This is a genomic window from Verticiella alkaliphila (assembly GCF_018904615.1).
Taxonomy (GTDB): Bacteria; Pseudomonadota; Gammaproteobacteria; order Burkholderiales; family Burkholderiaceae_B; genus Verticiella; species Verticiella alkaliphila.
Genome location: NZ_JADCNH010000011.1, coordinates 21878 through 38981, shown reverse-complemented (window position 1 = coordinate 38981; position 17104 = coordinate 21878). Strand labels below are relative to the sequence as shown.

General features: G+C 67.5%; 19 protein-coding genes and 1 tRNA gene. 15 read left to right on the top strand and 5 right to left on the bottom strand.

The window, feature by feature from the left end:
- Nucleotides 1-129: 129 nt before the first annotated feature.
- On the bottom strand, nucleotides 130-1683 hold the full coding sequence (garD, locus tag IMZ29_RS09625) for a galactarate dehydratase (protein WP_216183161.1): 1554 nt from the start codon (nucleotides 1681-1683) through the stop codon (nucleotides 130-132).
- Nucleotides 1684-1913: 230 nt separating this feature from the next.
- On the opposite strand from garD, the gene kdgD reads away from it, so the two are divergent.
- Nucleotides 1914-2828, top strand: a complete 915-nt coding sequence (gene kdgD / locus IMZ29_RS09620) for a 5-dehydro-4-deoxyglucarate dehydratase (RefSeq protein WP_216183159.1) — start codon at nucleotides 1914-1916, stop codon at nucleotides 2826-2828.
- A gap of 243 nt (nucleotides 2829-3071) precedes the next feature.
- Here the strand turns inward: kdgD and IMZ29_RS09615 are convergent, their stop codons facing one another.
- Nucleotides 3072-4058 (bottom strand): Bug family tripartite tricarboxylate transporter substrate binding protein, encoded by a 987-nt coding sequence (locus IMZ29_RS09615; protein ID WP_216183157.1) that lies wholly within the window; start codon nucleotides 4056-4058, stop codon nucleotides 3072-3074.
- 226 nt (nucleotides 4059-4284) lie between these two features.
- Here IMZ29_RS09615 and IMZ29_RS09610 point away from each other — a divergent pair, with 226 nt between their 5' ends.
- The 8 genes from IMZ29_RS09610 (at nucleotide 4285) to IMZ29_RS09575 (ending at nucleotide 10271) form a co-directional block, all read left to right on the top strand.
- A complete protein-coding gene (locus IMZ29_RS09610; protein ID WP_371820195.1) occupies nucleotides 4285-5028 on the top strand; it encodes a FadR/GntR family transcriptional regulator in 744 nt (247 codons plus the stop codon).
- A gap of 78 nt (nucleotides 5029-5106) precedes the next feature.
- The gene (gene ypfJ, locus IMZ29_RS09605; protein ID WP_216183155.1) at nucleotides 5107-5952 is read left to right on the top strand and encodes a KPN_02809 family neutral zinc metallopeptidase; all 846 of its coding nucleotides are present in this window, start codon (nucleotides 5107-5109) and stop codon (nucleotides 5950-5952) included.
- Nucleotides 5953-6110: 158 nt separating this feature from the next.
- Nucleotides 6111-6914, top strand: a complete 804-nt coding sequence (locus IMZ29_RS09600) for a PAS domain-containing protein (protein WP_216183153.1) — start codon at nucleotides 6111-6113, stop codon at nucleotides 6912-6914.
- Nucleotides 6839-7438 (top strand): methyl-accepting chemotaxis protein, encoded by a 600-nt coding sequence (locus IMZ29_RS09595; RefSeq protein WP_216183151.1) that lies wholly within the window; start codon nucleotides 6839-6841, stop codon nucleotides 7436-7438. The genes IMZ29_RS09600 and IMZ29_RS09595 overlap by 76 nt, the downstream gene beginning before the upstream one ends.
- Nucleotides 7439-7490: 52 nt before the next feature.
- Entirely contained in the window at nucleotides 7491-8156 is a 666-nt protein-coding gene (locus IMZ29_RS09590; protein WP_216183149.1) for a thiopurine S-methyltransferase, read from the top strand.
- 15 nt (nucleotides 8157-8171) lie between these two features.
- A complete protein-coding gene (locus IMZ29_RS09585; RefSeq protein WP_216183147.1) occupies nucleotides 8172-8444 on the top strand; it encodes a hypothetical protein in 273 nt (90 codons plus the stop codon).
- Nucleotides 8444-9190, top strand: coding sequence for a hypothetical protein (locus tag IMZ29_RS09580; protein ID WP_216183145.1), 747 nt, complete (start codon nucleotides 8444-8446; stop codon nucleotides 9188-9190). The genes IMZ29_RS09585 and IMZ29_RS09580 overlap by 1 nt, the downstream gene beginning before the upstream one ends.
- Before the next feature lie 103 nt (nucleotides 9191-9293).
- Nucleotides 9294-10271 carry a Bug family tripartite tricarboxylate transporter substrate binding protein gene (locus IMZ29_RS09575; RefSeq protein WP_216183143.1) on the top strand — a complete coding sequence of 326 codons (978 nt, stop codon included), beginning with the start codon at nucleotides 9294-9296 and terminating at the stop codon, nucleotides 10269-10271.
- A gap of 21 nt (nucleotides 10272-10292) precedes the next feature.
- Here the strand turns inward: IMZ29_RS09575 and IMZ29_RS09570 are convergent, their stop codons facing one another.
- Nucleotides 10293-10742: a DUF6389 family protein gene (locus IMZ29_RS09570; protein ID WP_216183141.1), complete on the bottom strand. Its 450-nt coding sequence runs from the start codon at nucleotides 10740-10742 to the stop codon at nucleotides 10293-10295.
- 79 nt (nucleotides 10743-10821) lie between these two features.
- Between IMZ29_RS09570 and IMZ29_RS09565 the strand changes: the two genes are divergently transcribed.
- From IMZ29_RS09565 to IMZ29_RS09555, 3 genes are all read left to right on the top strand, one after another.
- A complete protein-coding gene (locus IMZ29_RS09565) occupies nucleotides 10822-11397 on the top strand; it encodes a DUF1415 domain-containing protein (protein ID WP_216183139.1) in 576 nt (191 codons plus the stop codon).
- Nucleotides 11398-11604: 207 nt separating this feature from the next.
- The gene (locus tag IMZ29_RS09560; protein ID WP_216183137.1) at nucleotides 11605-12741 is read left to right on the top strand and encodes a hypothetical protein; all 1137 of its coding nucleotides are present in this window, start codon (nucleotides 11605-11607) and stop codon (nucleotides 12739-12741) included.
- A 15-nt stretch (nucleotides 12742-12756) separates the two neighbouring features.
- The gene (locus IMZ29_RS09555) at nucleotides 12757-13869 is read left to right on the top strand and encodes a hypothetical protein (RefSeq protein ID WP_216183135.1); all 1113 of its coding nucleotides are present in this window, start codon (nucleotides 12757-12759) and stop codon (nucleotides 13867-13869) included.
- A 94-nt stretch (nucleotides 13870-13963) separates the two neighbouring features.
- On the opposite strand, the gene IMZ29_RS09550 is transcribed toward IMZ29_RS09555, so the two are convergent.
- Nucleotides 13964-14039, bottom strand: a tRNA-Ala gene (locus tag IMZ29_RS09550).
- A 150-nt stretch (nucleotides 14040-14189) separates the two neighbouring features.
- Between IMZ29_RS09550 and IMZ29_RS09545 the strand changes: the two genes are divergently transcribed.
- A complete protein-coding gene (locus tag IMZ29_RS09545) occupies nucleotides 14190-14750 on the top strand; it encodes a helix-turn-helix domain-containing protein (RefSeq protein WP_216183134.1) in 561 nt (186 codons plus the stop codon).
- Nucleotides 14751-14769: 19 nt separating this feature from the next.
- On the opposite strand, the gene IMZ29_RS09540 is transcribed toward IMZ29_RS09545, so the two are convergent.
- Nucleotides 14770-15189: a DUF2069 domain-containing protein gene (locus IMZ29_RS09540; RefSeq protein ID WP_216183132.1), complete on the bottom strand. Its 420-nt coding sequence runs from the start codon at nucleotides 15187-15189 to the stop codon at nucleotides 14770-14772.
- A 59-nt stretch (nucleotides 15190-15248) separates the two neighbouring features.
- Here IMZ29_RS09540 and IMZ29_RS09535 point away from each other — a divergent pair, with 59 nt between their 5' ends.
- Nucleotides 15249-16583 (top strand): YihY family inner membrane protein, encoded by a 1335-nt coding sequence (locus tag IMZ29_RS09535; RefSeq protein ID WP_371820194.1) that lies wholly within the window; start codon nucleotides 15249-15251, stop codon nucleotides 16581-16583.
- A 46-nt stretch (nucleotides 16584-16629) separates the two neighbouring features.
- Nucleotides 16630-17094 carry a CBS domain-containing protein gene (locus IMZ29_RS09530; protein ID WP_216183130.1) on the top strand — a complete coding sequence of 155 codons (465 nt, stop codon included), beginning with the start codon at nucleotides 16630-16632 and terminating at the stop codon, nucleotides 17092-17094.
- Nucleotides 17095-17104: the final 10 nt, after the last annotated feature.

Below are 17104 nucleotides of genomic sequence, written 5' to 3'. Positions count from 1 at the left end.
CACTGTCGGTCAGCCTGGCCGGCTTGGCAAGCGAGGGAAAGCGCGGGTTTTGCCTGGCAGAACCGCGTGCAGCATGCGACTCGCCGGGGTGCGGCAGCCCCTCGCGCCTGGCCCGCCGCCCCCAGACGATCAGGTCACCGGGCCGGGATTGAAGAGCACCAGCGCGTTGTGCAGCTTGAGCTTCTCGGCGCAGGTCTTCTTGCGCCCGCTCGCCACGTCCAGCAGCGTGTGGAACATTTCCCAGCCTACATCCTCGATGGTGGCTTCGCCCGTGGCGATGCGCCCGGCGTTGATGTCCATCAGGTCGTGCCAGCGCCGGGCGAGATCCGAGCGCGTGGCCACCTTCACCACGGGTACTTCCGCCAGGCCGTAGGGCGTGCCGCGGCCCGTGGTGAAGACGTGCAGATTCATGCCGGCGGCCAGCTGCAGCGTGCCACAGATGAAGTCGCTCGCCGGGGTGGCCGTGAAGACGAGCCCCTTCTTCTTCAGGCGCTCGCCGGGCGAGAGCACGTCCGTGATCGGCGCCGAGCCTGATTTCACGATCGAGCCCATGGCCTTCTCGACGATGTTGGAGAGCCCGCCCTTCTTGTTGCCCGGCGTGGTGTTCGCACTGCGATCCGCGCTGCCGCGCTCCAGGTAGGCGTCGTACCAGGCCATCTCGCGGGCCAGCGCGGCGGCGACTTCCGGTGTCTCGGCGCGCGCGGTGAGCTGGTCGATGCCGTCGCGCACTTCCGTGTTCTCCGAGAACATGACCGTGCCGCCCGCCCGCACGATGAGATCCGAGGCAAAGCCCACGGCCGGATTGGCCGTCACGCCCGAGAACGCGTCGCTGCCGCCGCATTGCACGCCCACGACGAGGTCGGAGATCGGACACGGCTCGCGGCGACGCTTGTCGAGGATGGCGAGGTGATGCTCGGCGGTGCGCAGGATCGAATCGATCATCGATTCGAAGCCCACGTTTTGCTCGTCCTGCAGCACGATGGTGTCCGGGGCCGCCGAATTCCGGATCGGAATGCTTCCCGCGGACATCAGGCGATCGGGCTGGAGCTTCTCGCAGCCCAGGCTCACGATCATGGCCGTGCCGCCGAAGTTCGGGTTGCGGCTGATGTTGTGCAGCGTGCGAATGGGGATCGCCGCGCCAGGCGCGTCGATGGCGACGCCACAGCCGTAGGTGTGCTCCAGGCCGACCACATCGTCCACGTTCGGATAGCGGGGCAGGAGCTCCGCGCGGATGCGTCGCACGGCATGCTCGACCACGCCCTGCACGCACTGCACGGTCGTGGTGATGGCGAGGATGTTGCGCGTGCCCACCGTGCCGTCGGCGTTGCGAAAGCCGTCGAACGTATAGCCTTCGAGCGGCGGCAGATCGCGCCGTGCCCGCGTGCCCACGGGCAGGTCGTCCAGCGTGCGGGCGCTGGGCATGGTGGTGACCCGTTCGTTCACCCAGCTGCCGCGCGGCAGGGCGACGGCGGCATACCCGATCACCACGTGGTAGCGGATGATCTCGTCACCCGGCGCAAGATCGACCAAGGCCACTTTGTGCCCTTGGGGGACGGCCTCGCGAAGGACGAGTCCGCCAGGGAGTTCCGTGCCTGCGGGCAGGCCGCCATCGTTGGCGACGATGGCGACGTTGTCCTCAGGATGCACCTTGATGGTGAGGGGCTTGGCAGGGGATGCCGACATGAAGGCCTCGTCTGACTAGGGAAGCACTGGCGATAGCGCAACAGCGCAGAACAATGCAGTTATCGTACAACAAACGACTGCGCTCTGCGCAGGAGCACAGCGAAGAACGTTGCTTTTCCTCTAAGGAAAACCCGGACTTCGACGCGAGCGCTTGTTCCGACGACGGCTTGTGTTGTACGATGACTTACCTTGACAAACGATCAAGCCAGAACCCCCTCGAGGACCGCGACATGACGACTCCCCAAGAACTCAAGACGATCATCTCGGAAGGCCTGCTGTCCTTCCCGGTGACCGATTTCGACGCCAACGGCGATTTCCGCGCCGACACCTATGCAGCGCGCCTGGAATGGCTGGCGCCCTACGGTGCCACGGCGCTCTTCGCTGCGGGCGGCACGGGTGAGTTCTTCTCGCTGACGCCGTCGGAGTACTCGCAGGTCGTCAAGACCGCGGTGGATACCTGCCGCGGCAAGGTGCCGATCCTCGCGGGCGCCGGCGGCCCGACGCGCACCGCGATTGCCTACGCGCAAGAAGCTCAGCGCCTGGGCGCGGCGGGCGTGCTGCTGATGCCGCACTACCTGACTGAAGCCTCGCAGGAAGGCGTTGCCAATCACGTCGAGGAAGTCTGCAAGTCGCTCGACATCGGCGTCGTGGTCTACAACCGCGCGCAACAGCGCCTGAATGCCGACAGCCTCAAGCGCCTGGCCGATCGCTGCCCGAACCTCATCGGTTTCAAGGATGGCGTGGGCGAGATCGAATCCATGGTGCGCGTGCGTCGCGTGATGGGTGATCGCTTCGCCTACCTCGGCGGCCTGCCCACCGCGGAAGTCTATGCCGCGGCCTACAAGGCGCTGGGCGTGCCCGTGTACTCCTCGGCCGTCTTCAACTTCATTCCCGAGACGGCCATGCGCTTTTATCGCGCCATCGCCGCCAACGATCACGAGACCACGAATCACCTAATCGACACCTTCTTCCTGCCCTACCTCGAGATCCGCAACCGCCGCGCCGGTTATGCCGTGAGCATCGTCAAGGCAGGCGCCAAGATCGTCGGCCACGACGCGGGTCCGGTGCGCGCCCCGCTCACCGACCTCACGGAGGAAGAAGTCGAGATGCTCGCCGCGCTGATCCGCAAGGCCGAAGCGAAGTAAGCTCCTCGTCGGCTGCACCCCCGCGCCCGAAGCCGTCCTTGCGGTGGCTTCGGGCGTTTTGCATTCAGCGCGACGACCCTTTCCGTGGCGTTCGGCACACTGCCCGGCGCCGCTCTCGGGCGAGGGCGAAGTCGAGCTCTGCCCTCTGCGCTCGCTGCCTCCCTGACCTTTGCCATTCACGACGACACCAGGCGCAAAAAAGCGCCCCCGAAGGGACGCTATCGCGCGGGCCTCAAACCCGCGTCAGTTGTTCACCTGGACGTTGCCGTCCTTGATGATCTTGGCCCACTTGGCCTGCTCTGCCGCCTGGAACTCGGCGAACTCGGCCGGCGTGTTCGGCGTGTACTGCATGCCCAGGTCCGCCACGCGCTTCTTCATCTCGGGCTTCTCGAAGATCTTGGCGAGCGTCTCGTTCAGACGCGTCACGATCGGCTCGGGCGTGCCGGCCGGCGCGTAGACGGCCTGCCAGCTGCTGACGTCGAACCCGTCCACACCGGCTTCCTGCATCGTCGGCACGTCGGGCATGATCGGCGAGCGCGCGGCCGAGGTCACGGCCAGCGCGCGGATCTTGCCGCCCGACAGGTGCGGCGCAGCCACCAGCACGGTCTCGAACGACGTGGGGATCTGCCCGCCGATGAGATCCTGCACCGCGGGTGCACTGCCCCGATACGGCACGTGCGTGAGCTCGGCGCCTGTGAGCAGCTTGAACACTTCGCCCGACAGATGCTGCGAGGTGCCCTGCCCGGCCGAACCGAAGGCGATCTCGCCCGGCTTGCCCTTGGCGGCGTCGACGAGCTCCTTGACGCTCTGGTAGGGCTGGCCACTGCTCACGAGCAGGACGTTGCTGATGTTGCCCAGGCGCATCACCGGCGTGAAATCGGCTTTGGCGTCATAGGCGATGCTCGGCAGCAGCGCGGGGTTGATCGCGTGCGTGGCGATCGTGCCCAGCAGCAGCGTGTAGCCATCCGGCTTGGACTTGGCAACGTTGTCCGCGCCGAGCACGCCGCCGGCACCCCCGCGGTTCTCGATGAGCACCGTCTGGCCCAGCTCCTTGCCGAGCTCCTGGCCGATCGCCCGGCCCAGCACATCGGACGTCCCGCCGGCGGCAAACGGCACGACGAGCGTGATGGGCTTTTGCTGGGGCCACTCGGCAGCGACGGCTGGGCCGCCCGCCAGCGCGGCACTCGCAAGCGCAAGGGCTGCGGTGAGGTGGGAAAGACGGAAGGCCATGCGAAGTCTCCAATGATGATCGACATCTTGTACGTTGTCGTATAACAATGGTCGCGGAAAGCGCTCGTGGCTGTCAATGCTTATGAATGAAGGAATGTGAGGGTGCACGCCGATTCCGAGTGCATTCAATGGGATGACACCCTGTGTTGTACGATGAGAAAAGCCGATCGGCGATTTGCTGTGACCCGACGGTGCGCCCTTTCCCGCCATTTGCTACAGTCGCGCCGTGACCTCCCTCGACACCTCCCCTTCTCTCTTCGTCCGCAAGCCGCGCAATCTGGCGCAGGCACTCGTCGACGAACTCACTGCGCGCATCCGCAATGGACTTCTCAAGCCTGGCGTGAAGCTGCCAACCGAGGCGGAGATCATGCGAGAGTTCTCGGTCAGTCGCACGGTGGTGCGTGAGGCCATTTCCCGCCTGCAGGCCGCCGGCCTCGCCCACACTCGGCATGGCGTGGGGACGTTCGTGAACGAGGCCAGTGCAGGCACGCCGTTTCGCATCACGGCGGATCAGCTCGAGACGCTCAACGACGTGATCGCAATGCTTGAGCTGCGCATCGGCCTGGAAGCCGAGAGCGCTTCGCTCGCGGCCATGCGACGCACCGAGGACAACCTCGCTGCCATGCGCGCCGCGCTCGATGCATTCCGGCAGGCCATCGATGTGGGCGAAGACGCGGTCGCCGCGGATTTCCAGTTCCACCTGGAAATCGCGCGCGCCACGCAGAACGTGCATTTCGCCGCCATGCTGGGCGCGCTCGGCGCCACGGTGATTCCGCGCGCGCGGCTGGCCCAGGCGATTCCGAGCGAAGCCCGGCCCGCGGCGTATCTGGAGCGCGTGCACGCCGAGCACGAGGCCATCCTCGCTGCCATCGCCTGCCACGACGCCGAAGCCGCCCGCACCGCCATGCGCATCCATCTGGCCAACAGCCGCGAGCGCCGCCGCGCCCTGAGCGCCGAATCGGCCGGCTGACGCACGGTTCGCGCAGCTTGCGCGAACCCGGCGCATAATCCGGCTGCGCGCCCTTTCATTGGCGCGAAGAGTCCTGTCATGCGCCTGAATCGCTCCCGTACCAGCTCGAACGTCGAAGACCGTCGTTCCGGAAGATCCGGCCTGGGCCGCGGCGGCAGCCTGGGCATTGGCGGCATCGTGCTCGCCCTCGTGGCGATGTACTTCGGCGTGGATCCCAACGTGGTGCTCAACCTGGTGGACGGGCCCGCCAGCACGACGTCGGGCAGCACCGTGGCGCCCGACGATCCCCAAGGCCAGTTCGTGGCCAAGGTGCTGGGCGACACGGAAGAGACATGGCGATCCATCTTCGCGACACAGACCAACGGGCAATATCCGGAGCCCCGCCTGGTGCTGTATCGCGGCGCCACGAGCACCGCATGCGGCATGGGTCAGGCGGCCATGGGCCCCTTCTACTGCCCGGCCGACCAGCGCGTCTACCTGGACCTCGCCTTCTTCGACGAGATGCAGCGGCGCCTGAACGCGCCAGGCGACTTCGCCCAGGCCTACGTCATCGCGCACGAAGTCGGCCATCACGTGCAGAACGTGCTTGGCATCTTCGAGAAGCATGCCGCCGAACGTCAGCAACCGGATCGGGCGCGGGCCAATGCCGTCTCCGTGCGAATGGAATTGCAGGCCGACTGCTATGCCGGCGTCTGGGCCCACCATGCCCAGGCGCAGCGCGCCGTTCTGGAGCCGGGCGACGTCGAGGAGGCGCTGGCCGCCGCCAGCGCGGTGGGGGACGACACGCTGCAGCGCAAGGCTCAAGGTCATGTGGTGCCCGATGCCTTTACCCATGGCAGCGCGGCGCAGCGCATGCGGTGGTTCCAGCGCGGGCTGGACAGCGGGCAGTTGCGTGACTGCGATACGTTCGCCGCAGGCGGCTGACACGTGCCTGGGCGGGCCCCAACAAGGCTGGTGGACGGCATGCGTCGCGCTTTGGACACTCTTCTGCCCCAGCCGACATTGCGCTTGACGCAAGCTCAGGTACGATGATTGCGCAAGGACGATCCTCCCCTCCATCCGCCCCTTGGTGATCCGTGTTCATGCTCAGCACTCTCATTGCGCGCATCCTGCGTCGTCCCGGCCCGCGCTCAATGTCCCACCTCGCCGCCATCAGCGAATCGCACGCAGTTCTGGAGCTCGACGCCGACGGCGTCATTGTCTCGGCCAACGCAACCTTGCTCCGGCTCTTTGGGTATGCGCAGGACGCACTGGAGGGACATGATCACCGTGTGCTGATGCCCGCGTCGGATCGCGACACGCCTGCCTATCTCGCCTTGCGAAGCGCGCTCAGGAATGGCACGCCTTGCCAAGGCCGCTACCGACACGTGGACAGTCTCGGACGCGACGTCTGGATGCACGCCACCTACACGCCCATACGCAACCGGCGCGGCGACGCGCTCGGCACGGTGCTCGCCGGCGTGGACGTCACCGCCGACATGCAGCGCCTGTCGGACATGGAGGGCCAGATCGCCGCGATCAGCCGATCGCAGGCCGTCATCGCCTTCGCGCTGGACGGCACGATCCTCGATGCCAACGACAGCTTCCTCGCCACCATGGGCTACACGCGCGCCGAAGTCGTAGGCCAGCATCACCGCATGTTCGTCGGGGCCGAGACGGCCGCCACCCCCGCCTATACCGCCTTCTGGGAGCGACTGGGCAGCGGCCACTACGATGCCAACATCTACCGTCGCCTCGGCAAAGGGGGACGCGATGTCTGGATCCAGGCCACCTACAACCCGATCTTCGATCAGGACGGCCGGCGTTCAAGGTGGTCAAGTACGCCACCGACATCACGCGGCAGATCAACAGTACGCGCATGGTCGTGGACGCCGTGGGGCACATGACAGAGGTCGTGCAGTTGAACGCCACCTACGCTGAGGACGCCGAGGCACGCGCCCGCACCGCCACGGCCGAAGCGACGCGCGCTGGCGATGACGTGGGCGAACTCGTCGCCCGCCTCTCCGCGCTGGCCGATGAGTCCTCGCGCATCTCGCAGATCACGACGGTGATCGACAGCATCGCATTCCAGACCAATCTGCTCGCTCTGAACGCCGCCGTGGAAGCCGCGCACGCGGGCAGCCAGGGGCGCGGCTTTGCCGTGATCGCGGGCGAGATCCGCGAGCTCTCGCAGCGCAGCGCGGCTTCCGCGCGCGAAATTGCCTCGCTCATTGCCACGTCGGTCGAGCAGATCGACTCGAGCCGGCATCGCGCCCAGGCCGTCGGCCAGACAGTCGGCGCGCTCACGGAATCTGTGGGCAGCGTGGGTGCGGTCATGGCTCGCATCGGCAGCTCAGCCACGGAGCAGACGGCAGGCATGACGCAAGTGAACCGCGCCATCCTCGAGCTGGAGAACGCGCGCGCGGCCTGAGCGGGCCAGCCATGGCAGAATGCGAGTCCGACCCCAGGAAAGGACACGCATCATGGAACCCGATTTCTGGCTCGAGCGTTGGCGTGAAGGCCAGACGCACTTTCACCAGGAACGCGTCACGCCCCTGCTCGCGAAGTACTGGCCTACCCTCGAGCTCGCCCCGGGCAGCCGGGTGCTCGTGCCGCTGTGCGGCAAGTCACTGGACATGGTCTGGCTGGCCGAGCAGGGCCATCGCGTGCTGGGCGTGGAGCTCGCCACGTTGGCCGTCGAGCAGTTCTTCGACGAGCAGCGATTGACGCCTGTCGTGCATACCTCGCCGATGGGCGTGCATTACGTGGCCGGCGACATCGAGATCCTCTGTGGCGACATCTTCGATCTCGATGCCGACACGTTCGCCAGTTGCGTCGGCGCTTACGACCGCGCCGCGCTCATCGCCCTGCCGGGCGGCATGCGCGGGCGCTACGCACGCCACGTCTACGGTCAACTGCCCGCGGACTATCGCGGGCTGCTCTTGACACTGGACTACCCGCAGGCCCAGATGGCGGGTCCGCCCTTCTCGGTCCCGGACACCGACGTCCAGGCCCTGTTCGCCGGTCATTCCCACGCCAAGCTGCTCGACCGCCGCAACATTCTCGACAAGGAACCCAAGTTCGCGGCACGCGGTGTGCAGCGGCTGGACACGCTCACCTACCGCGTGCAGGCTGCTCCGCGCAGCTGATTTGCCTGGAGGCCCATGCCGCTACTCATCCTGCTCGTCATCGTCACCACCACGCTCGCGCTGTTTCTCATGCTGCAGACGCGCAGCCGCTTCTGGCTTCGCGCGGGTGTGGCCTACATCGCGCTGGGCAGCGTCAATCTCCTCATGGCGCTCAATCTCTGGATGGTCGCGCAGCCCGTGCGCACCCTCACCATCGCCGCGCTGCTCATGGCCACGCTGTTCCTTCTGCCGGCCGGCGTCATCTCGGCCTTGCGCCGCGCGCAGGCGCGACCGGGCGAGGACCGCTGATGTCTGCCACGCCAGCTCTTGCATCCACGACGCCGCTGCCGGGCAGCGGGGCCGAGCGCACGGCGATGGCCGTGCGCTTCGCCTGGGCGGCCGGACTCGTCAGCATCCTTCCGGATCTGTTCGATGCACTGGGGTTTCTGCTGGTGGGCTCGCGCCTCGGCGTGCCGATACTGGATGTGCCCACGCTCGCGCTGATCGGGCGCCTGATCGGCGCCGTGGCGAGCGAAGCCTTCCTGGCCGTCGGGTTCACAGGCGTGATCGCCCTCGCGCTCTTGAAGGGGCGCCGCATCGCCCACCCCATCACTTCGGTCCTCGTCTTCGCGCTCGCCTTCGCCATGGTGCGTCGAGCGATCGACGTTGGCCTCATCACGCTCATGTTGAGCTTCCTGAGCTCGGGATGGCTTCCTGGCCAAATCATCACGTCGATCTTCCTCATCGTGAACGTTGCCTTCAGTGCAGGCATCGCCGTCTGGCTGGCCCGTGGCGTTGGTGGCACCGTGGCGCACCGTGAAGCACAAACGACAGCGCGCGCTGCCGGCCTGGCCGCAGGGGCTTGGGTGCTCGTGAGCGGCCTGCTGCTCTGGCGTCTCTTCCCCCAGGGTGATCTCGTTCCGGACCCGGCGGGCGGGATGGGGATCGGGCTCACGCTGGCTGCCGACGTGCTGCCGCTGTTGCTTATCGTCGGCGTGGCTGGCCTCGTCGTCTGGCGCCGTACGCAAGTGGGCACGGCGTCGACGCGCCCCTGACGCGCATGCCTCGCTCTTTCCGGGTAAACCCGCTGGCGTGCGCAAGCCGCATGCGTATGATCTTCTCTAATGCGTTTGCATATAACAAACACCTGGAGACGACATGCCTGCCCTCTTTCGCCGCCGCGCCCTCGGCGCCCTGTTGAGCCTTGCCGCGCTCACCCTGGCCGCCACCCCGGCCATGGCGCAATCCGATCGGCCGATCGAATGGGTCGTGGGCTACGCCGCCGGCGGCGGCTCCGACGTGCTGGCCCGGACCATCGCCGAGCAGCTGAGCAAAGGCCTGAACCGGCCGATCCTGGTCACCAACAAGCCGGGTGCCGCGACGAATATCGCCGCGGAGTATGTCGCCCGCTCCAAGGACTACGGCAACGTCATCTTCACCGCGGATTTCGCGACGCTGGCGGCCAACCCTGGCCTCTTCGCCAAGCTGCCCTACGACGTGGAGAAAGACTTCAAGCCCGTCGGCATGCTGGCGCGCTTTCCGCTGCTGCTCACCGTCTCTCCGCAGGTCCCGGCCAAGGATTTTCGCGAGTTCACCGAGTGGGCAAAGAAACAGGGCACCGTGAGCTACGGCTCGGCGGGGCTCGGCAGCCCGCATCACCTGGCGGGCGAACTGCTGCGTGAACGCTCCGGGCTGAATCTGGTGCACGTGCCCTACCGGGGCGGCGCGCCCGCGGCCGTCGATCTGTTGGGCGGCCAGATCCCGTCCGCCATCCTGGATACGGCCACCGTTCTGCAGTACATCGAAGGCGGCAAGCTACGCGCGGTGGGGGTAGCCAGTCCGCAGCGCATCGCGCGCGCACCGGACGTCCCTACCCTGGCCGAACAAGGTCTGGACGGCTTCGAAGCCTACGCCTGGCAAGGCGTGGTGGTACCGGCAGGCACGCCTGACGCCTTCGTGAACGACGTGGCCAAGGCCTTGCAGGCCGCCCTGGCCTCGGGCCCGGTCAAGGAGCGCATGGCCGCCCTCGGCCTGGAAGCCTTGCCCGGCACGCCGCAGGACATGGACACCTACGTGCGGGCCGAGCGCACCAAGTGGATGGGCCTCATCAAGGCCAACAACATCCGACTGGAATGATTCCCGGTGCGCTGTCTGCCGTCAGGCGGGCAGCGCCAGCGGATCGGTCGTGCCGTAACCTTCCTCGCCATACACCCAGCCCGGGAGCGTCGTACGCCCCGGCGCCACCGCCGCCCATCGCGCGGCGACCCATGCCATCGCGGTATCCACGATCGCATCCTGCACCGAGAACGCCGCATCGGCATGCGCGAAGTACGGCACCTCGGGCCACAGGCCCTCGGCGGTGTGACGTACGTCGAAGAGGTACCGATGCCCCTCGATGGCCTTGTTGAGCACGAAAAGATCCGGGCCACTCAAGCTCGCCACCACCGAGAACGTGCCCTCGCCGTCTTGATCTGGGTGGACGACGATATGGATCTCCTGCGCGCGCGGCGGCAAGGCCGCGAAGAGCCCGACGAGCGTGGCTTCCGCGGCCGCGTCATGGGCGGCCAGCACGGCCTGCAAGGCAGCGATGTAATCGTCTCGATTCATGGACCTGGGCCCGGTGAGGATGACGGGGCATTCTACGGCGGCGCGCATGCTGCACCGGGCAGCGACTAGAATGCCGCCCATGCCCACGTCCGTTCCCACCAAGTCCACCGACGACGCCGTCATCGCCGCCACGACGCACTGGCTCACGCGCGCCGTCATCGGGTTGAATCTTTGCCCATTCGCACGTGCCGTGCACCAGAAGGGCCAGATCCGCTATGTCGTCTGCCGCGCCGAGACCGTACCTGACGTGCTCGACGCCCTGCGCGAAGAACTGGATCGGCTCGCCGCCACGGATCCCGAGGTGATCGACACTACACTCCTGATCCTGCCGCAGGCGCTGGCGGAATTCCACGCCTTCACGCATGCGCTCACCGACGCCGAGCGCGTGTTGAAGCAACGCCGTCTGCGCGGCGTGATCCAGATCGCGAGCTTCCACCCCGACTTCGTTTTTGCCGACGCCGAACCGGACGACGTGGAGAACCTCACGAACCGCGCGCCATACCCTATCCTGCACCTGCTGCGCGAAGATAGTGTCGGCCGGGCCGTGGACGCGCTGCCGGACGCGGACCGCATCACCGAGCGCAACCAGGCCAGGCTGCGCGAACTGGGGCATGAAGGCTACGCCGCCTGGATGGCGCGGGATCCCGCCGACTGAGCCATGGCAGGCAGTACCGCAGCGGGGTGTTCCGCCCGCCTCGCGGCCAGCGCAAAGGCCTGCGACGATCGCAGCGGCTGCTCAAGGATGCCGCTATCGAGGCAGCGACGGCGCCAGCGCGGCCCTCGCGCGAAGGCACCTCAGACACGGATCGTAGGTATATTGGACCCGACGCGGGCCTTTGCCCGCCTTAGCCTCGGAGACCTGATGCCGCTTCCCCGCCCACGTCCTTCGCACCCTCCCATTCGCATGGCTGCGGCCTTGTTCGCGGCCCTGGCCGGCACGTCCGCAGCCGCTGAACCCGGCTCACCGGACGCACTCGCGACAGCCTTGGCCCAAGTGCCGCAATCGGCCTTCCAGGAGGCCAAGACCGGGCCCGTGCGCTTCGTCGATCTTGACGTGGTGCAGCGCCTGACGGGCAAGCCGCCGGCGCGCGACAACCTGGGTCGGGTGTTGCTGGCGCAAGGTATTGCGCCGCTCATGTCTCTCGCGATGGCCGAGGGCGATACGTGGCAGAAGGACGCCGGCATCGCACCAGACCAGCTCGCCTACGTCGCAGGCTTTGGCATGGCGCCCGCGGAGTTCTCGCTTTGGGGCCTGCGCAGCGAGGCCGATGCGAAGACACTGCAGGCGGCACTGTCCGAACGCGGCTTCACGCAGCGCAGCGGCATCCTCGCGAACGGCGAGGACAACGCCATGGACCTGAAGGCGCGCGCGCCGGGCAATCCGTGGCGAGGCCCGATGGGTCGCACCGCCGCCGTGGCGTTCCAGGGCAATACCGTCATTCAGGGCCCGGCAGCAGGCGCGGTCCGGGCGCTGCGCTCGCCGCGCCACACCGCGGCGGAAGGCCCCGCCATCGTCGCTGTCGAAGGCGCCGCATCGGCCGGCGGCGACATCGTGCAGGCCCTGGTGTATGGCCCCGCGCTCGGCCTCGCGCCTGCTGTCGATCCCGCCATCCTCAGGGGCAAGACACCGGCAGCCGCGCGCGAGGCGGTGGCCGCGGCGATGGGCCAGAACACCACGGGTGTGCCGCCGTATGGCGCCGCTGCCTTGGCCGACCTGCAAGGCCCCGAAGGTGCCGCGCTGGCCATCTCGCTCGCCTACGAGGATTGCGACACCGCACAAAGCGCGGCCACCATCGCCGCGGATCTGTGGAAGACCGAAGACGCCGCGGCGCAGGGCGTGACGGCAACCACCCATGCCAGCGCAGAGGCTTGCGCGGCGGTCGTGCACATCCCGGCGGGCCCCGGCGAGCCCAATGCGGCCAACCCGGTCTTTCAAAAGGCGCTGGCACAGTTCTATCGCCGCAACCTGACCGCCACGCGCATCGGCGCTGCGCCCTGACACCGAGGCTCCACCATGGCCGACACGCCCATCGCCGGCGCCCGGGTGCCCCACCCGATCCGGAACCGCGCCACGCATGCCGCGCACGCCCTATCGAGCATCGGGCAAGCGCGCGCAGCAGGATCCGACACGCGGCCGCCCGCACGGTGGGCGGGCTTCGCGCTGATCGCAGCCATGGCGCTGGCACCCGCCGGGGCTCGCGCCGCGAGCCCGAGCGCGGCCGACGCCGCCCTGCAATTGGCCGACGCCCTCTACCCTGGCGAGCTCGAGGTCCACGACACGCACCTGCGCAAGGGCTACGTCGAGGTCGTTCTGGCGCCCAAGGGTGATCCGGTCACGCGCATCCGACTTGCCATGGACCCGGACCCTGCCGATTGCCGGTTGGGCACGCCCTGCGAGACACGCCTGCGTCGCGCCTATGCCCAGGGCAACGCGCAAGGCCAGGAGATGCGCACGCTCGAGGCCGCATTTCGTGCCTGTGGCATGCCGATCCTCGCGGTGGAAGAGCCTGGCAGCGCGGCGTTCTATACGCCCGTCCTGCACGCCAGCCTGACCCAGGACAAGCGTCAGCAAGTCACTCAGGACGTCGCGGCCTGCGCCGCCGAATTTCGCGCACAGGCACAGGACCAACCCTGGTGGGCGACACGCACAGGCATGCGCGTGTTGCTCACCGACGCCGTCGCGACACCGCCCGCACCACTGACGGTGGATGCAGCCGTGCCCGCGGCCTGGCAACGCGCACCCGCCTACGCGGCCATCGTGGCGTTCGACGCGACGGGCGCGACGGTGCGTGAGCTCGCATTTGCACCCTGGCGTGCCTTCACCGCACAGATGCAGGAGACGATCACCACCGCGACCGACCGCTTCCTGCGCCGTGAGCGCGGCGACATCCAGCGGGAGACCGTGCCGACGCTGCGCCAGACCCGCCTGGTTCCAGACAACGTCGATGTCGTCAGCACCTACCTGCTGGCCTGCACGCCGGCCGCACGTCGCGGTGAGCGGTGCCTGCGCGGCGATGTGGCGCTGGACGTGCGCTACGACGTCCGCAAGGACAGCGTGATCGAGATCCGTCGTGTGCCCTTCGAGCGCGATCGACTGGGCTCGCCTGAACTACCGGCCCGGCCTTGAGCGGCTGAGGTTCGAAGGTTGGGGTGCGGGCGCAGTCCGCGCCCAAACAAAAAAGGCACGGCGCCTTGCAGCGCCGTGCCTTTTTACAAATCCTTGGTGGAGCGGAGGAGGATCGAACTCCCGACCTTCGCATTGCGAACGCGACGCTCTCCCAGCTGAGCTACCGCCCCAAAGAAGCGAGGATAGTAGCACGATTGCAGCGGATTGAGTACCCGGCTCGACAGGACCTCATACTTTCGGCTAAGGTTAGAACATCTTATTTGTGACATAAACGATATTCATGTTACAAGCCTAGAGAGACAACGCGCAGAGAGATCCTTATGCATATTGGCGCAGCTATTCGGCACACCCGAGAAACCCTCCGGCTCAAGCTGGAGATGGTGGCCCTGGACGCCGGCTTCGACCCGGGAAACCTCTCCCGTATCGAGACAGGCCGGCAGAACCCTTCCGTACCCCGGTTGGAAGCGATTGCGCGAGCCATGGAAGTGACTGTCGCAGATCTGTACGCCCTGGTGGAGCCGCCCCGCACGCTGGGCGCCTGCGCTTCTGGCACGCCTGCCAATGCCCGGGGCCGCTCCCTGGAGCAGAGTGAATGGGTGCAATTGCGACGCTCCTATGAGGGTCTGGATGCCACCCGCCGCCAGTTGGCGATGGAATTTCTGCAGATGCTTGAGCGCATGCAGCACGACGAAGCGCCGGCTGACGACAACGTGGCGCAACTGCCCGTGGACGAAGCGGCTGCCGCTCGCCGCGAGAGCGCTCGCCGCACGTTGACCGACGTCAGCGACTCCTCCGTGTTCAGCGGACCGTCCCTGACCGGGACGCACCGCGTGGACACCCCCGCCCTGCGTATTCTGGCAGCTGCGGGCGATTCGCGCTAATCCGCCGTGTGGCCGGGGCTCAGCCCCGCGGCCCAGCCTGGCGCGCCGCGGCCTTGGCGGCGCGCTTGGCCGGGCGCACATAGATCACGGCCGCCGCGAAGAAGGCGCCCGCCAGGGCGAGTTCTATCCCGGCCAGCGTCCGCGAGATCGGGCTCGGGTCGCTCACGACCCGTACCGCCCCCTCCATCACATACAGCAGCGACAGCATCGACGCCCACTGGAAGGTGTAGAGGTTGCCCCGCAGCACGCCTCGCAAGGGCAGCAGCAGCGGCACCACCTTCAGCACCAGCCACGAGCCGCCCGGGTGCACGGGCGCGAGCGCCAGCTCCCACGCAAGACACACCAGAATCAGCAGGATCAGCAGGCCGGCACTGGTGCGGCGCAGGCCGTCGTTGAGCACGGCGGCCTCGGCGGGCCGGGAGGAGGCGATCGGAGTCATGCGCTATTATCGCCGGTGGCCCGTTGCTGTGACCACCGCTCGCGCGGTGCACCTCATCCATGATTCGCCCTGCTGCGACCACGGCCGATCCGGCCGATGATGCCCTCCTCGCCGATGCGCTGCCGCCGGAGGACAAGCCGGTGCCTGCGCCGATGCGCGACCGCCCGGCCGCTTTGCTGCGGCTGTTGCGCTTTGCCGCGCAACGTGCGGGCGAGGAGAACGTCCTGCAGGTGGGCTCGGCGCTCACCTTCACCACCGTGCTCTCGCTCGTGCCCATGCTGGCGGTGGTGTTCGCCTTCTTCACGGCCTTCCCGCTGTTCGCGCAGTTCCGCCTCGCGCTCGACGAGTTCATGGTGACGAGCCTGATGCCCGTCAACGTGGCCGACACGGTGATGAACTACCTGAACCAGTTTGCGCTGCAGGCCTCGCGCCTGTCGGCCCTGGGCGGTCTTTTTCTCGTCGTGACGGCGGTCTCGTTGATCATGACGATCGACAAGGCCTTCAACGACATCTGGCACGTGACGCGGCAGCGCCCGCTGATGCAACGCATGCTGGTGTACTGGGCCGTGCTGAGCCTGGGGCCCATCATGCTCGGCGCGAGCCTGTGGACGACCTCGTTCCTCGCGCGCGAATCCCTGGGCCTGGTGGGCGATCTGTCCGCCATGGGCGGGCTCGCCCTCACCTTCCTGCCCATGCTGGTGTCGGGGCTGTGCATCACGGCAATGTTCCTCGTCGTGCCCAACCGCTATGTGCGCTGGCGCGATGCGCTCACCGGTGGCTTTGGCACGGCCATCGTGCTCGAGCTCATGAAGACCGGGCTCGCCTGGTACCTCACCAAGTTCCCGACCTACACCGTGGTGTATGGCGCCTTCGCCATCCTGCCGATCTTCCTGCTCTGGCTGTGGCTGTCCTGGGTCGTCGTGCTCTTTGGCGCGACGGTGGCGGCCAGCATGCCGCTCATCCGGCTGGGCCGCTTGCAGATCAACCGGCAGGCCGGCGCACCGTATCTCGATGCGCTCAACGTGCTGCGTGAGCTGAGCGCCGCGCGCGGCAGCGTGCCGCCTGGGTTGGCCGGGCGCACGCTCAATCGCCGGTTGCAGCTGAATCACGACGAGCTGGCCGAGGTGCTGGATGGCCTGGCCGAGATCGGCTACGTGGCCCGGATCGGCGAGGGCGCACGCGAACGCTGGGCGCTCGTCTGCGATCCGGCCGTCGCTTCGCTCGGCCCGGTACTGGACCGCTTCCTGCTCGACCGCTCGCAGCCGGTGCTCGCCAATGACGCCGAGCTGCGGCGCATCGTGCACGACACCGGACGACGCCTCGCCCACGGGGAAATGCCCACGCTGGCCGAGGCGCTCGCTTCCCCCGACGCGCAAATCGCCGGCAAGGAATAGAATCAGCGGAATGCACGCGGGCATACCGCGGCGCCGGGAGACCACCATGTTGAAAGTTCACGAGATACTTCGCGTCAAGGGCGACGCCCTCTACACCGCCACGCCAGACATGCCCATCCGCCAGGCGGTGGACACCATGGCCACCCATGACATCGGTTCGCTGGTGATCATGGAGTTCGGCCAGCTTGCCGGGATGCTCACCTTCCGCGAGATCATCCGCCAGATGCACGTGTGTGAATGCACCATCGGCCCGGAGAGCACCATTCGCTCCGTCATGGACGATGCCCCGGTGAGCGTGTCGCCCAATACCGACATCGACGAGGTGCGCCGGCTGATGCTGCAGCGCCACGCCCGCTACCTGCCGGTGATGGACGGCCCCACCCTGCTGGGTGTGATCTCGTTCTACGACGTGGCGCGGGCTGTGGTGGACGCGCAGGAGTTCGAGAACAACATGCTCAAGGCCTACATTCGCGACTGGCCGACCGATACCGGCAACCCGTCGGCGCCCTGAGCGACACCGT

Coding starts and splice junctions, on each gene's coding strand:
- garD (WP_216183161.1), bottom strand. CDS start 1,683: ATGTCGGCATCCCCTGCCAAGCCCCTCACCATCAAGGTGCATCCTGAG.
- kdgD (WP_216183159.1), top strand. CDS start 1,914: ATGACGACTCCCCAAGAACTCAAGACGATCATCTCGGAAGGCCTGCTG.
- IMZ29_RS09615 (WP_216183157.1), bottom strand. CDS start 4,058: ATGGCCTTCCGTCTTTCCCACCTCACCGCAGCCCTTGCGCTTGCGAGT.
- ypfJ (WP_216183155.1), top strand. CDS start 5,107: ATGCGCCTGAATCGCTCCCGTACCAGCTCGAACGTCGAAGACCGTCGT.
- IMZ29_RS09600 (WP_216183153.1), top strand. CDS start 6,111: ATGCTCAGCACTCTCATTGCGCGCATCCTGCGTCGTCCCGGCCCGCGC.
- IMZ29_RS09590 (WP_216183149.1), top strand. CDS start 7,491: ATGGAACCCGATTTCTGGCTCGAGCGTTGGCGTGAAGGCCAGACGCAC.
- IMZ29_RS09585 (WP_216183147.1), top strand. CDS start 8,172: ATGCCGCTACTCATCCTGCTCGTCATCGTCACCACCACGCTCGCGCTG.
- IMZ29_RS09580 (WP_216183145.1), top strand. CDS start 8,444: ATGTCTGCCACGCCAGCTCTTGCATCCACGACGCCGCTGCCGGGCAGC.
- IMZ29_RS09575 (WP_216183143.1), top strand. CDS start 9,294: ATGCCTGCCCTCTTTCGCCGCCGCGCCCTCGGCGCCCTGTTGAGCCTT.
- IMZ29_RS09570 (WP_216183141.1), bottom strand. CDS start 10,742: ATGAATCGAGACGATTACATCGCTGCCTTGCAGGCCGTGCTGGCCGCC.
- IMZ29_RS09565 (WP_216183139.1), top strand. CDS start 10,822: ATGCCCACGTCCGTTCCCACCAAGTCCACCGACGACGCCGTCATCGCC.
- IMZ29_RS09560 (WP_216183137.1), top strand. CDS start 11,605: ATGCCGCTTCCCCGCCCACGTCCTTCGCACCCTCCCATTCGCATGGCT.
- IMZ29_RS09555 (WP_216183135.1), top strand. CDS start 12,757: ATGGCCGACACGCCCATCGCCGGCGCCCGGGTGCCCCACCCGATCCGG.
- IMZ29_RS09545 (WP_216183134.1), top strand. CDS start 14,190: ATGCATATTGGCGCAGCTATTCGGCACACCCGAGAAACCCTCCGGCTC.
- IMZ29_RS09540 (WP_216183132.1), bottom strand. CDS start 15,189: ATGACTCCGATCGCCTCCTCCCGGCCCGCCGAGGCCGCCGTGCTCAAC.
- IMZ29_RS09535 (WP_371820194.1), top strand. CDS start 15,249: ATGATTCGCCCTGCTGCGACCACGGCCGATCCGGCCGATGATGCCCTC.
- IMZ29_RS09530 (WP_216183130.1), top strand. CDS start 16,630: ATGTTGAAAGTTCACGAGATACTTCGCGTCAAGGGCGACGCCCTCTAC.